Source organism: Microbacterium sp. SMR1, from assembly GCF_003289625.1.
Classification (GTDB): Bacteria; Actinomycetota; Actinomycetes; order Actinomycetales; family Microbacteriaceae; genus Microbacterium; species Microbacterium plantarum.
The window spans coordinates 162,802-178,912 of the sequence record NZ_QMBN01000002.1 but is presented as its reverse complement, the minus strand read 5'-3'; the positions used below and the strand labels follow the sequence as shown (position 1 = coordinate 178,912).

Below are 16,111 nucleotides of genomic sequence, written 5' to 3'. Positions count from 1 at the left end.
TTCTGGGGTCTGGAATCCGCGTCGCGGATACCCCGACACGTCCAACCCATGGTAGCCGCGAGGCATTCCCCGGCGGCCGTGGGGGGAGGGGTGTCAGCGGCCGAGGATGCGTCGCACCGTGCGAACGGCCGTGGTCAGCTCCGGCGCGCGCAGAAGGGCGAGGAGGATGACGTAGACGACGAGGGTCGCCAGGCCGATGACGGCACCGCCGACGAGCGCTGCGGCGAACGTCTCGATCGTCCACCCCCACACACGTGCCAGGAGCAGCGAGACGGCCCAGCCGGCGGCGCAGGCGGGGATGCCGGCGGCGACGAAGCGCAGAACGCCGCGTACCGCACCGCCCAGGCCGAGCGGGCCGATCTTCCGGCGCAGGAGGATGACCGCGAGCACCAGCTGCACGATGTTGGCGAGCGACTGCCCCAGCGCGATGCCGACGGCGAGATACTCGACGGGCAGCAGGAGGTAGGCCGCGACGGCGGTCGCGGCGACGAGGATCGCCTGCACCAACGTGAACACGAATGGTGTCCGCGTGTCCTGGTGGGCGTAGAAGGTGCGCTGCAGCACGAACTGGAACGACAGGGGCAGCAGAGCGACAAGATACGCGGCGAGGACCCAGGCGAACGTCGCCGCCGTCTGCGGACCGTCCGTGAAGACGCGCGAGATGGGCAGAATCGCTGCCACGATCGCGGCCAGCGCACCGACCATGAAGATCCCGATGGTTCGGGTGGCGGCGTCCAGATCGGAGCGGAGCGCATCGGGTCGCCCCGTGGCGACATGCGCGCTCAGACGGGTGAAGTAGGGCGTTCCGATCGACAGTACGATGACCGAGAACGGCAGCATGAACACCAGCCACGCGTAGGACATCGCCGCCACCGAGGCACCGGCGTTGGATGCCGCGCTCACGAGAGTCGACTGGACGAGGCCGGCGAGCTGGCCGACCAGGACCATCAAGAATGTCCAGCCCGCGAGGCGGCCGATGTGCCGCAGCCCGATCCCTCGCCACCGGAAGTCGGGACGGATGTGCAGGCCAGCGCGGCGCCAGAACAGCAGGAGCACGCCCGCCTGTGCGACGATGCCCGCCGTCGCGGTGCCGGCGATGACAGCCACCATCGTCGGAGTCCAGCCGACCACGTCCTCTTGGACGCCGAAGAGCCAGATGAAGACGAGGAAGCCGATGATCGACACGATGTTGTTCACGATCGGCGACCAGGCGAAGGGGCCGAACACTCCGCGCGCGTTGAGGATTTCGCCGAGAAGGGCGTAGATACCGTAGAAGAGCAGCTGCGGCAGGCACCAGTAGGCGAATGCCAGCGTCAGCGCCGAGGCCTCGGGGCTCAGCCGGGAGCCGAACGCCACGACCAGCAGCGGCGCCGCGACGACGGCGATGACGGTCGTGATGAACAGGGCGGTGGTTCCGAGTGTCAGGAGCTTGGAGACGAAGGCGCTGCCGCCGTCGCGATGCTTCGCCGCCTGGATGATCTGCGGGACGATGACGCCGGCCAGAAGGCCGGACGAGATGATCGCGTAGATGTTGTTCGGCAGCTGATTGGCGATCGCGAACGCATTGGCTGCCCCGCCGGTCGCGCTGGTGGCGATCACCGGTAGCGCCGCCGCGAGCACGATGTTGCGCACGAGGCCCGTGACCCGGGAGACGAGTGTTCCCGCGGCGACGACCGCTCCTGCCCGGCCGATTCCGCTCACTCGGTGTTCTCCTGCTGTTCGGGGATGTCGTTCTTTCCGGAGGGGGTCTCGCTCCGCCGACGTCGCAGCTTCAGAATCGTCCGGATCACGCCGCCTGCGGTGAGGACGACGACGATGATGACGATGGCGGTGATGCCGACCGACTCCCACTCGGCGCGCACGGTGAGGCCGATGCGCTCCGACGCGCCGATCGGCACGGCTGCCGTGCTCCGCAGCTGCAGGCTGAGGGTGGTCTCGCCGCTTCCGACGCGCGCCTCGACCGGCACGTCGACGCGGGTGTTCTGCTGCGCGCCCGCTTCGACGACCGTCGTCTTCTGCACGATCAGGCGGGGGTCGCCGGTCTCGGCGAAGAGCACGAGCGAGACCGGCCAGGGCAGGTCGTTACGCACGGTAACGGGGATCGGGGCACTCGTCGCGAGGAAGTTGATCGTGCCGGGGTTGGCGATGCCGACCGCGTCCAGCGTGCTCTCGGTGTTCTCCTCGTGCTGCGCCACGGCCGCTGCCCAGCCGATCGGCTCGGCCAGCCAGGCGTCGCCGATCAGCTGGAGGATGGCGGTGCGTTCCCGCGCCGTCAGCTGCGCGGGTTCGACCAACGCCGTGGCGAAGGTCGCGAGCCGTTCCTCGTCGGCGAGGAAGCGCTGCAGGGCTGCGACGCGATCGTCATCGGCGGGGATATCGGCAACGGTGACCTGGGCGCGGTCGGCGGCGCGGAGATCCTGGAGTGAGGTCGGCGCCGCTCCCGGGCTGCCGGTGACCGCCGTGATGGCCGCTCGGACGCTGGCGCGTGAGCTCGTCGCGGGACGGTCGATCGTCGCCACGATCGGGCGGTCGCCGCTCAGGGCGACCTGCGCGTTCGCCGCAGCGAGCTCGGCATTGCGAACCGGTGCGTCGTCGGATGCCGCGGCGACGCGCGCCAGCTCGGCCGAGACCACCTGGTCGTACACGAGCAGGTCGGCGTCACCGATCGCGGCGCGAACCCTGCTATCGCCCCCGGAGACGGTGTCGGACGGCACGAGAGTCAGCGCGTCGGCATCCGCTCCGGCCTGAGCGTCGACGGTCGTGACGACGTTCGCGCCGGCTGTGCCGCTGGCGGGCCAGAAGACGTCGCGAACAGTGTTCGCCGCGGTTCCGACCGCGAGGAGCTGACGCGTGTCGGGCACGCTGGCGGGAGCGGTGGAACCCGCTGCGGCGCTGAAGTTCGCCGGGTCCGCGTACGGCTCGAGCGTCGTGGGTTCGAGCGGGGCTGTCAGGCCGGCGTGCACCTGGGTCGCGAGGTCGGCGTCGCCGAACTGCAGGGCGAAGCGCTCGTTGGGAAGCGCCATGAGGCTCGTGAGCCAGCCCACGGCATCTGCCGGCGCGCCCGAGCCCAGAACGCGGATCGACGCCACGATCGCGGGATCGATCGCGAGCACCGCAGTCGTCCCGGTGACGGCGTCGAGAACCGCGCTGAGCGCCCCGCCTTCGGCGGTGAGCTCCGTGAGCTCGGTCGCCGTGAGCAGGCCTGTGGTGCGGGCCCCTGCGGTGACGGGGACGATGACGGTCGCCGTGCGTGCCGGGGCGTCGGGACGGGGCACGGTGATGACCGTGCGCGCCGAGCCGCCGGGGCCCGACACGGCGATCGGGTACACGCCGGGGGCGAGACCGACGAGGTTCTTCTCGGTCGCCGGGATCGACACGTCAGTGGCGCGCTCGTCACCCGCGGGGAGCTCGGCGACGTCGGCGCGCGCGACCTCTTCAAAGGCCGGCAGGGCTTCGTCAGCGTCAGCGTCGGGCCGCAGCCAGTCGACGACCGCCTGTGGAGAGGTCAGGGCCGAGCGTGACAAGGTCACCGACAGCGTGCCGGCGGGCAGCGCGCGCGGCGATCCGTTGCGCTGGTCGATCGAGATGACGGCGTCCGCGCCGGTTGCGACGATGCCGCCGCTCGCGGGAGCGGCGATGAGCGAGGCGATGCCGGGGGCTCCGGGCGTCGCACTGGCCGTCGGGGTCGGGGCCGGGCTCGGCGGGGAATCGGCGAGAGCGGCTGCCGGAGAGGCGAGAGGGGCCAGCGCGATCGCGGCAGCGGCGAGCCAGCCGAGCACGCGGGCACCTCGACGGTCGCGACGGGCGCGTGTGGTGGCAGGGGAAATGTCGGTCATGGCGGCTCTCGACCCGCTGCGATACCCGACCGCAGGGTCGCACAGAGTCTAGGGCGGCCCTGCTGTGCGTCATCCGAGGCGGGCCGGGCCTGCGGCTTTTCGCGCGTCGCAGGGTTGAATGGTCGAGTGACCCTGTACCCCGAGGCCGGCCGCTGCGCGGCTCTCCGTACCGACCTGGATGCCGCGGGATACCGCGCCGACGCCGTGCGAGCCCTCTGGGGAGGGATGGTCGACACCGCGGTGGGTCACGGACTCGTCGAGCCCGCCCGTCGCGTGCTCGCGGGGCGCTCCGATGCCCTGGCAGTGCTGGCGGGGCTGCTCTTCCTGGGCGGGCCGGCATCGCGCGCTGCCGTGGATGCCGCACTGCCGTCTCTGGGAGCCACCGGGCTCGCAGAGCTCGGACTCGCGCACCTCGAAGATGATCTCGTGGTCCCCGACGCCCTGGTGCGCCCGCAGGACATCGCGGATGCCGCGGGCGAGGGCCACTGGTGGATCGCGAGTGATCTCGATGAGGCGGCAGTGGGCGGCCCCCTGCCCACGGGTCATGTTCTCGGCGTCGGCGGTGCGTCATTGACACTCGCGGGCCTGCAGCTGACGTCACGGGTCGGGCGCGTGCTGGACATCGGCACGGGGTGCGGCATCCAGGCTCTCCGGGCGCGGCGCGCGGGTGACAGGGTCGTGGCCACGGACGTCTCCGAGCGCGCTCTCGCCTTCACGCGCGTGAACGCACTCCTCAACGACGTCGACGGGATCGAGACGCGGGCCGGCAGCCTGTTCGAGCCGGTCGCCGGCGAGCAGTTCGAGCGGGTCGTCTCCAATCCGCCGTTCGTGATCACGCCGCGCGTGGAGGGCGTCCCCGCGTACGAGTACCGCGATGGCGGGATGTCGGGCGACGACCTCGTGGCGGCTTTCGTGCGCGGCGTCGGTCCGGTGCTCGCTCCCGGCGGTGTCGCGCAGCTGCTCGGCAACTGGGAGTACCGCGCCGGCGAGGACGGCCTCGATCGCGTGCGCTCCTGGGTGTCGGAGTCGCCGGTGGCCCTGGATGCCTGGGTCGTCGAGCGCGAACAGCTCGACCCGCTCGCCTACGCCGAACTCTGGGTCCGTGACGGCGGTACCGCTCCGGGGTCGCCGGCGTATGCGCCGCTCGTGCAGGCGTGGCTCGATGATTTCGCGGCGCGGGGGGCCACCGCGGTGGGGTTCGGCTACATCACGCTGCACCGCCCGACCGTCATCCCCACGCTCGCCCGATACGAGCGCATCGCAGGCAGCATCCCCGGCGCTCTCGGCCCGCACATCGGCGAGTCGCTTGGCGCGTGGCAGCGACTCTCGAGCATGACGGACGCCGATCTGGATGCGGCGGTGCTGCGGGTCGCGCCCGATGTGACCGAGGCCCGCCACCACGTTCCCGGAGCCGAGGACCCTCAGGTCATCGAACTGCGTCAGGGAGCGGGCTTCGGCCGGGTGCTCGACGTCGATCCCGCGCTCGCCGCCCTCGTCGGGGCCAGCGACGGTGATCTGCCGGTCGGTGTGCTCGTCGCGGCGATCGCCGACCTGCTCGAGGTGGATGCCGCCGCCCTGCGTGCCGACCTCCTGCCGCGCGTTCGCGAGCTGCTGTTCACGGGTTTCCTGCGTTTCGCCGATTGATCGCGGACTCGGGAGCTCCGGGGGAGGGCCGATAGGCTCGGAGGCATGCTGAACATGGCCGAGGGTGTCGCGCGCCTGGGTGCCCTGGCAGCGTCTCCCGTCGTCTCGGCGCTCGCCGACGCGTTCGAGCGCGCGGGATTCGAGCTGGCCATCGTCGGGGGGCCCGTGCGTGATGCGCTGCTGGGACGCGCGACCAACGATCTCGACTTCACCACGAACGCCCGACCCGACGACATCCTTCGGGTCGTCGAGCCTCTCGCCACCGCGACGTGGGACATCGGACGCGCCTTCGGAACGATCGGCGCGAAGGTGCGCGGTGAGCAGATCGAGATCACGACCTACCGCGCCGACAGCTACGACGGGCTGACCCGGAAGCCCACGGTGGAGTTCGGCGACACCCTCGAGCAAGATCTCGCGCGCCGCGATTTCACCGTCAATGCGATGGCCCTGCGCGTTCCGGGACCATCCCTGGTCGACCCGACGGGCGGAGTCGAGGACCTCGTCGCTACGACGCTGCGCACGCCGAGTGATCCCGCCGTGAGCTTCGGCGACGACCCGCTCCGGATGCTGCGCGCCGCGCGCTTCGCCTCCCAGCTCGGCTTCTCGCTCGATCCCGCCACCGAGCAGGCGATGACCGAGCTGCGCGAGACGCTCTCTATCGTGAGCCCCGAGCGGGTGCAGGGCGAGCTGGTGAAGCTGCTCCGCACCGACGACCCCGCGCGCGGCATCCGGCTGCTCGTCGACACCGGCCTCATGCAGCTCGTGCTGCCCGAGGTGCCGGCGCTGCGCCTCGAGATCGACGAGCACCATCACCACAAGGACGTCTACGAGCACTCGCTGACGGTGCTGCGCCAGGCGATCGAGCTCGAGCATGAACAGCATCCCGGCGCGGAGCCCGACGTGGTGCTGCGCCTCGCGGCGCTCCTCCACGACATCGGCAAGCCCGCGACGCGCAAGCTCGAGCCCGGTGGGGGAGTGAGCTTTCACCACCACGACCTCAAGGGCGCACGCATGGCACGCAAGCGCCTGCAGGCCCTCCGCTTCGACTCCGACACGATCTCGTCGGTGAGCCGTCTGGTCGAACTGCACCTGCGCTTCTTCGGGTACTCCGAGGGCGCGTGGACCGACTCAGCCGTGCGGCGGTACGTCCGTGACGCGGGCGACGAGCTGGAGCGACTCCACATCCTCACGCGCGCCGATGTCACGACGCGGAACAAGCGGAAGGCCGCCCGCCTGAAGTCGGCGTACGACGACATCGAGCGCCGCATCGACGAGCTGGCCGCGGCCGAGGAGCTCGGCGCCATGCGCCCGGAGCTCGACGGCAACCGCATCCAGGAGATCCTCGGGATCCGTCCGGGGCGCGAGGTGGGTGAGGCGTACCGGTTCCTCCTCGACATCCGCCTCGACGAGGGGATGATCGGCGAGGATGCCGCGGAGCAGCGTCTGCGCGAGTGGTGGGCCGCACGCTCGGACGGCTGAAGACCGCGGTCAGCCCTACCGCGACGGGTTCGTCCGGCTTAGGCTGAGGGCGCTCCTTCACCGCCGATCGGAGTCGTCCGTGTCCTCGTCGTGGTCCGCGAAATGGGATGTCGCTCCCGAGTCGTCCCGTCTGCTGATCGAGCGCGCGCGCGACGAGCTGCTGGCCGGGGCTGACGCCGAGCGTCGACTGAACGACGTCCGGTCGCTCGTCCGCGAATCGTGGCGCCGTTCGATGGCGAACCTCGTTCGTGCGGAGGCACTGCCACCGCTCGAGTTCGACGAACGAGCGCTGGCCGCATACCGTAGCGCCCACCCGCTCGCCGGGGTCATGGACATGGTCCGTGCGCTGCTCGTGCCGAGCACTGATTCCGGAGTGGTCGTCGCCGTGGGGGATGCCGCCGGCCGTCTGCTGTGGGTCGAAGGCGACACCAGCGTGCGGACCCTTACCGGCGACATGGGCTTCGTGGCGGGGGCGAACTGGTCGGAATCCGCCGTCGGCACCTCGGCGCCCGGGACGGCCCTTCAGCTCGACCGATCGGTGCAGATCCGCGGGGCGGAGCACTTCAACCGCCTCGTGCAGCCCTGGTCATGCACGGCTGCACCGGTGCACGACCCCGAGACCCGCCGACTTATCGGCGTCATCGACGTGACCGGTCGGGCGGAGGCGGCCACGCCGCAGGCGCGACTCCTCGTCGACGCGACGGCGCGGGCGATCGAGAGTGAACTCCTGGTGGCGCGACTGCGTTCCCGGGCCGACGCGCCACGCGGCTTCGCCCGGCAACGTCGACGGGGTGCCGCAGCACCGACCGCCTCGACCCTACGCGTGCTCGGTCGCGATCGCGCTCTCCTGGAGACCACTGATGCCTCCGGAGAGCGGATCGTCGAGGTGTCGGCTCGGCACGCCGACATCCTGCTGATGCTCGCCACCTACCGTCAGGGGCTTTCGGCGGAGCGACTCGCCGAGCTCGTCTACGGTCCCGACGCGACCGATACTCTTCGACCCGAGATGGTTCGGCTGCGGCGGGTGCTCGAGCAGGCCGCCCCGCACCTCGTGCCGTTGTCGCGGCCCTACCGTCTTCCGGCCGAGCTCGAGACCGACGCGCAACAGGTGGCGTCCCTGCTCGACCGCGGCGCTCACCGCGTCGCCCTCGCGGCGTACGCGGGCCCGGTCCTGCCGGACTCGAGCGCTCCCGGGACGGAGGAGGTTCGCGATCGGCTTCGCGCCTCACTGCGTGAGGCTCTTCTGGCGGAGGCGTCGGTGGACGTGCTGCTGGAGTACGCCGACACAGACGATGGCGCGGACGACGTCGATGTCCTGCGTCTCTGCCTGCAGCTGCTTCCGGCACGGTCGCCGAAACGGGCGGGCATCGTCGCACGACTGACCTCCCTCGGCAACCCCGCCGACTGACCGTTTCGTCGTGGCGCGGCCGCTGGGAGGATGGCCGGACGATGTTGCACGTGAAACATCGGAGGAGGCGACCGATGAGGACGACACGAATCTCATGGACGAGCATCGGATCCGTCGAGACGCTCGACCGGTGTACCGCGGAGTATTCCGATGACGGCATCCGCATCGTCGGAGAAGTCGATGGCGGAGACGGACCCTGTCGTTACGCGGTGCGAATCGACGAGCACGGCCTGTTCCATCACGCGGCGATCGAGTCGGGCGGGCGGACGCTTCACGTCGAACTCGTGGACGGCGTGTGGTCGGTCGACGGTGAGGAGCGCCCCGATCTCGCCGGTGCGACCGACGTCGACATCACGGCCACGCCGGCCACCAACGCTCTTCCGATCCGACGGCTGGGGCTCGCCGTGGGCGGCCGAGCCGACGTCGAGGTTGCGTGGGTGCAGGTGCCGTCGCTGGATGTCGCTCTGGGGCGCCAGCGCTACACGCGCGTCGGGCCGCGCGCTTACTGCTTCGAGTCGCGGGATCGCGACTTCCGGCGCACGCTCACCGTCGATGATGACGGCTTCGTCCTGAGCTACCCGGGAGTCTTCGAGCGGGTGACGGGATCGTGACCGACGTGGCGATGAGGAGAAGACGATGACCGATGCGACCCCCGACGACGCCCCGACGCCGGCTCTCGTCTCGCTCGCCAGGGCATACGGCATAGCCACCGAATACTCGTCCTTCTCGGGCGAGCATGTCGATGTGCCCGCGACCACCCTCCGTGCGGTGCTGGCGGCCATGGGTGTGGTCGCGGATGACGACGCGGCAGCCGAGCAGGCGCTCGCCGAGTCGATAGCCGAACCCTGGCTGCGGCTCGTACCCGCCTCGACCGTCGTGCGCCGGGGTGGTGGGACGATCGAGCTGCATGTCGCCGACGGCAATGACGTCGAGGTGGCCATCGTGCTGGAAGACGGCTCGGTGCGTCCCCTTTCGATACCCGCGCAGCAGCCGGTCGCGCGCACGGTCGACGGCCGGACGCGCTGGCGGGTGCGCGTGCCGGTGCCCGACGATGTCCCGCTGGGATGGCACACGGTCCAGGTGCGCCAGTACGGCGGGGAAGGCGATGTGCACGACAGTGGGGCGCTGATCGTCACGCCGGAACGCCTCACACCGCCACCCGCCGAACCGGGCCAGCGCTCGTGGGGACTCATGGCGCAGCTGTACTCGGTGCGATCGCGGCGATCGTGGGGGATGGGCGATTTCGCCGATCTCGCCGACCTCGCTGCGATCGCGGGGGAGTCGGGCGCCGACTATCTGCTGATCAACCCGGTGCACGCCGCGGAGGTCACGACGCCTGTCGAGCCGTCGCCCTACCTGCCGTCGTCGCGTCGATTCCTCGCGCCGCTGTACGTCCGCCCGGAACTCATTCCGGAAGCGGCATACCTCTCCGAGTCCGGTCTCGATCGCTTCCACCGGCTGCAGCGGGACGCAGCCGCCGCCAACACGGACGCGGAGCGCATCGATCGGGATGCGGTCTGGAGCGCGAAACGAGAGGCGCTCGCGCTCGTTCATGACGTCGAGCTCTCTCCCGCCCGACGCGCGCGGCGTGACGCCTTCGCGCGGCGGGAGGGGTCGGCACTCGCCGACTTCGCCCTGTGGTGCGCGCTGCGCGAGCACGAAGCGGAAACGGGCGACCGGCTCCCGGACGGAATCGCAATCGACGACCCCTCGGTGAGTGCGCTGAGGGAACGGCTGGCGGAGCGCGTCGAGTTCCACGTGTGGCTGCAGTGGGTCGTAGACGAGCAACTCGGCGACGCGGCTGCTGCGGCCGCTGCAGCCGGAATGCGGATCGGCATCATGCACGACCTCGCTGTCGGCGTCTCGACGACCGGGTCGGACGCGTGGTCGCTCCGTGATCTGTACGCGCCGGGCGTCGTAGTGGGCGCACCTCCCGACATGTACAACCAGCAGGGCCAGAACTGGAATCAGCCACCGTGGCTGCCGCGTGCCCTCGCCGAGCATGCCTACGCGCCGCTGCGTGACATGCTCCGGTCGCTGCTGCGGCACGCGGGCGCCCTGCGGATCGATCACATCCTCGGATTCTTCCGCTTGTGGTGGATTCCAGAGGGGCTCGGGCCGGGCGAAGGCACGTACGTTCGCTATGACCACGAGGCCATGATCGGCGTGCTGGCTCTCGAAGCCCAGCGAGCCGGTGCGGTGATCATCGGCGAAGACCTCGGCCTCGTGGAGCCGTGGGTGCGCGATTATCTCGCCGAGCGCGGCATCCTCGGCACCTCGGTCCTGTGGTTCGAGAGCGACGACGACGGGGGACCGCTGCCTCCCGAGCGTTACCGTACCGACCTGCTCGCGACGGTCAACACGCACGACCTGCCGCCGACGGCCGGCTACCTCGACGGCGAGCACGTCGCCCTGCGCGCCCGGCTCGGCCTGCTGACTAGGTCGGTCGACGACGAGCTCGCCGATTTCGAGCGCGAGCGCGACCGGATGCTGGCGGAGCTGCGCTCTCGCGGGCTGATCTCCGACGGCGCGAGCCAGCAGGAGGTCGTCGAGGCTCTGCACGTCTTCCTCGCCGCATCGCCATCGCGCTTGCTGGGCGTCTCGCTCGTCGATGCCGTCGGCGAGAAGCGCGTGCAGAATCAGCCCGGCACCGACGACGAGTACCCGAACTGGCAGGTTCCGCTGGCGGATGCCGACGGCAGAGCCGTGCTGCTCGATGATCTCGCCTCGTCACCGAGGTACCGCTCGCTGCTGGATGCTGTCGAGCGGGCCCTGCGCGGCCGCCCGTAGAGGTCGCGCGCCGGGCTTGTCAACCCGGTACGTGTCGTACCCCGGGGAACCCGTACGGTCGGGGCGTCGGACGAGAGGAGACGCCATGGTCGACACCGCACCCCTGACGCGTGCGAAGTATCCGCGGTCGCTGATCGCGGGGCCCTACGGGCACCCATTCCACGCGATCGCGATCATCCTGCCGATCGGCGCCTGGGTGTCGGCATCCGTCTTCGACGTCATCGCCGTCATGAGTCCGGATGCCGCCGTCTTCGCCCTCGGCGCCCGCATCCTCATCGCGATCGGTCTTCTGGGCGCCGTCGTCGCGTCGGTGCTGGGGCTGATCGACTGGAGCAGCATCCCGAAGGGCACCCCTGCGCGGGCGACGGGGCTGACCCACATGATCCTCAACCTCATCGCGATGGCGGTGTTCGCAGGAAGCCTCGCGCTTCGCGTCGACGAGGAGACCGTGCCGACCCTGGCGATGATCGCGAGTTTCGGCGGACTCGCCCTTCTTTCGGTGTCGGGCTGGCTGGGCGGGAAGCTCGCCCACACCTACGGCGTCCGCGTCGCGACCGAGACGACCCAGGCCGAGGGCCTGGAACCGCTGCCCTGACCGAGGAGAGATCATGACCGACCTGGACACCCGTCCCGACAAGCGGCCCGCGAACCCCCTCGCCGGCCCCTACGGACACCCGTTCCACCCGATCGCCGTCACGATCCCGATCGGGGCGTGGATCGCGAGTTTCGTCTTCGACATCATCGGCCTGATCGTCGCCGACCCGACGCCGTATGCCGTGGGTTCGCGCGTCCTGATCGGGATCGGGCTGGTCGGCAGCGTCGTGGCTATCGTGCTGGGCATCTTCGACTACCTCCGCATCCCCGATCGGACGCGCTCGTCGAGCACCGCCACGATCCACATGGGGCTGAACTTCGTGGTGTGCGGCGCGTACCTGTTCCAGCTCTTCCTGCGGACGTCGACCGACGACGTCCCCATCGCGGGCGTCATCTTCAGCGCCGTGAGCCTGCTGACCCTCAGTGCGTCGGGATGGCTCGGGGGCAAGCTCGCCTATCGCTACGGCGTCCGGGTGGCCCACGAATCGAAGCAGGCCGAGGGATTCGTCACGCGACGCAACCGGCACTGAGCGCGATAGAAACGGGCGGCGACCTTCTGGAGAAGGCCGCCGCCCGTTGGCGTCGGTGGGCGCCGGTGTCAGGCGGCGCTTGCCCGGCGTGCGGGCCGAACCGACCACAGCACGCCTCCCGCGACGAGCAGGAGCGCAGCCAGCAGCGCGCCACCGAGCGGCGCCTGAGCGCCGGTGACGGCGAGCTGCCCGGAGGCGACCACGGTGATCGCCGCACTGCCGATCACCTGACCGTCGGCACCGAAGACCACGATCGTGTGCCCGCCCGTGGCCAGATCGGCAGGGATGCGGACGTCGAACGCGACGCGCCCGTTCGCATCGGCGGCCGGGATGCCCGACACCCGGATCGGGTCGCTCCGCAGCTCGGCGATGACCTGCTCGCGGGCCTCGAGACCGGTGACCGTCACCCGCACGGCCTGTCCGCGCTCGACCGCCGTGGCCGAGACCGACACGACCGGGGCCGCGGTGCCGGGCTCGGTCGGGTTCGGCTCGGTCGGGTTAGGCTCCGTCGGGTTGGGCTCGGTCGTGCCGGGCACCTCGCGCGGGTCGACGCTCGCGAGCGTCGGCGTGACGGTCTGGAACAGCCCGTCCTCTCCGATCTCGAGCCGATCGATCGTCGTCTCGCGGTTGGTGCCGTTGCCGCCGGGGATGGCGAACCGGTGGTACGCGATGTACCACTCGTCCGTGCCGGGGACGTTGATGATCGAGCTGTGACCAGTGCCGAGGATCCCCTGCGACGGGTCCTTCTGCAACAGGAGGCCCCGGTAGGTCCACGGTCCGTCGATGCTGGTCGACGTCGCGTAACCGACGCGGTAGTTCTCCGAACCGGTGTCGTCGATCGAGTACGTCAGGTGGTACGTCCCGTCGCGGTAGTTCAGGAAGAGTCCCTCACGGAAGTCGACCAGTCCGTCGATCGGTGTGATCGTCCCGTTCTCGACGCTCAGCATGTCGTCGGACAGCTCGCCGTAGACGGGTCGTCCGTTGCCCCAGAAGAGGTACGACTTCCCGGTCTCGGGGTCGGTGAACGCCGCCGGGTCGATCGCCTGACCGCTGTTGACGGCCTCGTCGTTGGTGATCATCGGCTCCGCCTGTGCGGTGAACGGTCCTTCGGGACTGTCGGCGACGGCGACGCCGATCATCTTGCGGTTCGCGTTCGGCTCATGCCCGCTGAAGTAGAAGTAGTACTTCCCGCCCTTCTCGATGATCGTCGGAGCCCACGCGTTGCCGGTGGCCCACGGAACATTTCCGTTCGCGCCGTCCAGCGTCAGGATGGGCTCGTCCGACCGCGTCCAGTCGATCAGGTTCTTCGACGTCCAGACGTAGAACGTGTTGCCGCCCCAGCCGGGGGTGCCGTCGGTGGTCGCGTAGATGTAATAGGTGTCACCGAACACGGCGATGTTCGGATCGGCGTACAGCCCCGGCAGCACCGGGCTCTTCATCTCCACAGCCTCGAGCGTCCAGACGGCGTCGGGCTGTCCGGGGGTCGTGAGGGTGACGGTGGCGGGCTTGCTCAGGTCGCGGACCGTGCCCGACGCGGGCGTGGCGGTGGTGTCGGATGCCGTCGTGAAGACCGGGCGCAACTGCGTCAGATCCGTGCCGCGCATCACCGGGAACAGGACCGTGCGGGCGTCGGTGTCGACGATCGGCGCGACTTTGAGTGCATCGGCATCCTGCAGGCTGACGGCCCCGAGTGCGCCGGCGTTGCCGGAGTTCTGCACGATCTCTCCGGGACTCAACGCGCGGTTGTACAGCGCGAACTCGCGCATCTGACCGCGGAACAGGTTGTCGGCGTTGTAGACCGACTTGCCCAGGTAGTTCGCCAGCGTGCTGCCGCCGCCGATGTCACCGGGGCGCACCGCCACGTTCGTGTTCTCGGCGACCTGCTGACCGTCGAGGTACAGGCGTGCGGTGTTTCCGCTCAGCGTGTAGGTGAGGTGCACCCAGCGGTCGCGGGGAAGCGCCGCACCCGAGGTGACGTTCTGCTCGCCGCTCCAGTTGCCGGTGGTCAGTGCCGCGCGGTATTGGTCGCCCGTCGAGAACAGGTAGCCGTTGCCGGCACCGTCAGCGCCGGTGTTGCCGAAACCGTAGAGGAAGTACGGGGTGCGCTGGGCCGGGTCGATCCGCAGCTCGGCCTCGACCGTGATGTCGTCGACGCCGACGAGGACGTTGTCGGGCAGGTCGACGTAGTCGTCGGTGCCGTCGAAGGTGAGCGCGCCGTCGGTGAACGTCGCACCGCCGCGTACCTGGGCGTCACGCCCGGCGCCGGAACGGTCGTGAAGCACCGCGCCCGCGGCATCCGTGAAGTCGTAGCGCAGCAGCTCGCCCTTCTCGTTCGCCGCGAGAGGCTGCGGCAGGTTGGCGCGCAGCGCTTCGAGTTCGGCCGCGGTCACCGGCATCACTGTGCCATGGCGCGGGCTCGCGGGCAGGCGGTAGCTCGCGGGCACCTGCCAGTCCGGCGCGTCGAGGTCGTCGGTTCCCAGGGGGATGTAGCCGCGTCCGCCGTATTCGTCGACGAAGAGGTAGTAGTTCGACCCGGAGGTGTCGCCGGGGTTCGCCGCGAAGATGGTGGGTCCTTCGACGGCGCCGAGTCCGGCATCGCGACCGATGCAGCTGTCGATCAGCTTCCAGGCGGGGTCGGCTGCGTTCCAGCTGGGAACGCTTCGGTCGTCGACGGCGGTCAGGCTGGTCGAGGACTCCTGGATGATGTCGCGGCATCCGGTCGTGCTGGCTTCATCCTTCGTGAATCGGTAGTAGGTGCCGTTGTCCTTGAGGACCGTGGAATCGATGCGCGATGCTCCGAAGTCCTGCCAGACCTTCGGCTCGCTGAACGTCGTGAAGTCGCGCGTCGTCGCGTACATCATGGTCTGGTAGAAGCTGCCCGTGTGGTTCGGGTCGTCCTCGCCGAAGAGCGACGACGCCCAGAACACCACGTACTCGCCGAGCGCCTCGTCGTAGTACGCCTCGGGCGCCCACGTGTTGCCCGCGTTGTCGGGGGCGACGCGGACGTGGCGCTGCTCGCTCCAGGTGACGAGGTCGTGCGACTCCCACACCTCGAGGTACTTCGAGCCCTGCGTCTGCGCCCGACCCCAGTCGCCGTTGCGGCCGATGGAGAGGTCGGTGGCGATGAGGTAGAACGTGTCGCCCTCGGGGGAGCGGATGAGGAACGGGTCGCGCAGACCCCTCTCGCCCTGCGTCGAGGTGAGCGTCGGCTGGCCGCCGTTGAGCTCGGTCCACGACAGCGCGTCGTTGCCGTTGCTGGCGGCGAAGTAGATGTTCTCGCCCGCGACGGAGTTTCCCGTGAAGTAGGCGAACGTGTAGCCCTCGAAGGCTCCGATGTTCGCGGCCTTGCGCACAACGGCCGGGAAGGAGCGGGTGAGCGTCGTCGCGCCCTTCGTGACGGATGCCGTCAGCGCGACGGTGGTGTCTTCAGCCGGCCGGGTGACCAGGCCGTCAGCGGTGATGACGCTGGTGTCGGCGGACGACCACGACACGTCGAGTCCCTGCGAGGTCGTCGGCAGCGTGAGGTTGCCGCGCACGTCATCGATGTTCGTGACGGTGAGCGCGTCGAGAGCCACCTGTGCGGCCTGATCGTCGGGGGTGTCGACGAGCGCGACCTGCCCGGAATGCTGGAGTGGGCCAGCTGCCTGAGCTGCGGCGGGGACGATGAGCGGCGCGGCGACGAGTGCGGCGACGATCGAGACGGCGAGCGTCCAGGGATGGTGCCGGCGCCAGGGCGCCGGGCGAGCGGATGCGGGCACGGGGGAACCTCTCGTATGCGACGTTGCATGGCCGTCAGCACTGACGACGCTCAAATGTTAGCGCTCACAATT

The 16,111-nt window shown here is 70.0% G+C and carries 10 protein-coding genes; 7 read left to right on the top strand and 3 right to left on the bottom strand.

The window, feature by feature from the left end:
- Positions 1–93: 93 nt before the first annotated feature.
- Positions 94–1,701 carry a murein biosynthesis integral membrane protein MurJ gene (gene murJ, locus DO944_RS05450; protein ID WP_112615463.1) on the bottom strand — a complete coding sequence of 536 codons (1,608 nt, stop codon included), beginning with the start codon at positions 1,699–1,701 and terminating at the stop codon, positions 94–96.
- The gene (locus DO944_RS05445; RefSeq protein WP_146752010.1) at positions 1,698–3,836 is read right to left on the bottom strand and encodes a DUF6049 family protein; all 2,139 of its coding nucleotides are present in this window, start codon (positions 3,834–3,836) and stop codon (positions 1,698–1,700) included. The genes murJ and DO944_RS05445 overlap by 4 nt, the downstream gene beginning before the upstream one ends.
- Before the next feature lie 126 nt (positions 3,837–3,962).
- Between DO944_RS05445 and DO944_RS05440 the strand changes: the two genes are divergently transcribed.
- From DO944_RS05440 to DO944_RS05410, 7 genes are all read left to right on the top strand, one after another.
- Entirely contained in the window at positions 3,963–5,480 is a 1,518-nt protein-coding gene (locus tag DO944_RS05440) for a methyltransferase (RefSeq protein ID WP_258524578.1), read from the top strand.
- A gap of 45 nt (positions 5,481–5,525) precedes the next feature.
- The gene (locus DO944_RS05435) at positions 5,526–6,959 is read left to right on the top strand and encodes a CCA tRNA nucleotidyltransferase (protein WP_112615459.1); all 1,434 of its coding nucleotides are present in this window, start codon (positions 5,526–5,528) and stop codon (positions 6,957–6,959) included.
- A gap of 79 nt (positions 6,960–7,038) precedes the next feature.
- Positions 7,039–8,367, top strand: coding sequence for a GAF domain-containing protein (locus DO944_RS05430; RefSeq protein ID WP_112615457.1), 1,329 nt, complete (start codon positions 7,039–7,041; stop codon positions 8,365–8,367).
- Between the two features lie 74 nt (positions 8,368–8,441).
- Positions 8,442–8,978 (top strand): putative glycolipid-binding domain-containing protein, encoded by a 537-nt coding sequence (locus DO944_RS05425; RefSeq protein WP_181574156.1) that lies wholly within the window; start codon positions 8,442–8,444, stop codon positions 8,976–8,978.
- Between the two features lie 25 nt (positions 8,979–9,003).
- Positions 9,004–11,157, top strand: a complete 2,154-nt coding sequence (malQ, locus tag DO944_RS05420; RefSeq protein WP_112615453.1) for a 4-alpha-glucanotransferase — start codon at positions 9,004–9,006, stop codon at positions 11,155–11,157.
- Positions 11,158–11,242: 85 nt separating this feature from the next.
- Positions 11,243–11,752, top strand: coding sequence for a DUF2231 domain-containing protein (locus DO944_RS05415; RefSeq protein WP_112615451.1), 510 nt, complete (start codon positions 11,243–11,245; stop codon positions 11,750–11,752).
- Between the two features lie 13 nt (positions 11,753–11,765).
- Positions 11,766–12,281, top strand: coding sequence for a DUF2231 domain-containing protein (locus DO944_RS05410; protein ID WP_112615449.1), 516 nt, complete (start codon positions 11,766–11,768; stop codon positions 12,279–12,281).
- Between the two features lie 68 nt (positions 12,282–12,349).
- Here the strand turns inward: DO944_RS05410 and DO944_RS05405 are convergent, their stop codons facing one another.
- Positions 12,350–16,039, bottom strand: coding sequence for a family 43 glycosylhydrolase (locus tag DO944_RS05405; RefSeq protein ID WP_112615447.1), 3,690 nt, complete (start codon positions 16,037–16,039; stop codon positions 12,350–12,352).
- Positions 16,040–16,111: the final 72 nt, after the last annotated feature.

Excerpts from the sequence above, each read along its gene's own strand:
- DO944_RS05415 (WP_112615451.1), top strand. The coding sequence starts at position 11,243 with ATGGTCGACACCGCACCCCTGACGCGTGCGAAGTATCCGCGGTCGCTG.
- DO944_RS05445 (WP_146752010.1), bottom strand. The coding sequence starts at position 3,836 with ATGACCGACATTTCCCCTGCCACCACACGCGCCCGTCGCGACCGTCGA.
- malQ (WP_112615453.1), top strand. The coding sequence starts at position 9,004 with ATGACCGATGCGACCCCCGACGACGCCCCGACGCCGGCTCTCGTCTCG.
- DO944_RS05410 (WP_112615449.1), top strand. The coding sequence starts at position 11,766 with ATGACCGACCTGGACACCCGTCCCGACAAGCGGCCCGCGAACCCCCTC.
- DO944_RS05435 (WP_112615459.1), top strand. The coding sequence starts at position 5,526 with ATGCTGAACATGGCCGAGGGTGTCGCGCGCCTGGGTGCCCTGGCAGCG.
- DO944_RS05425 (WP_181574156.1), top strand. The coding sequence starts at position 8,442 with ATGAGGACGACACGAATCTCATGGACGAGCATCGGATCCGTCGAGACG.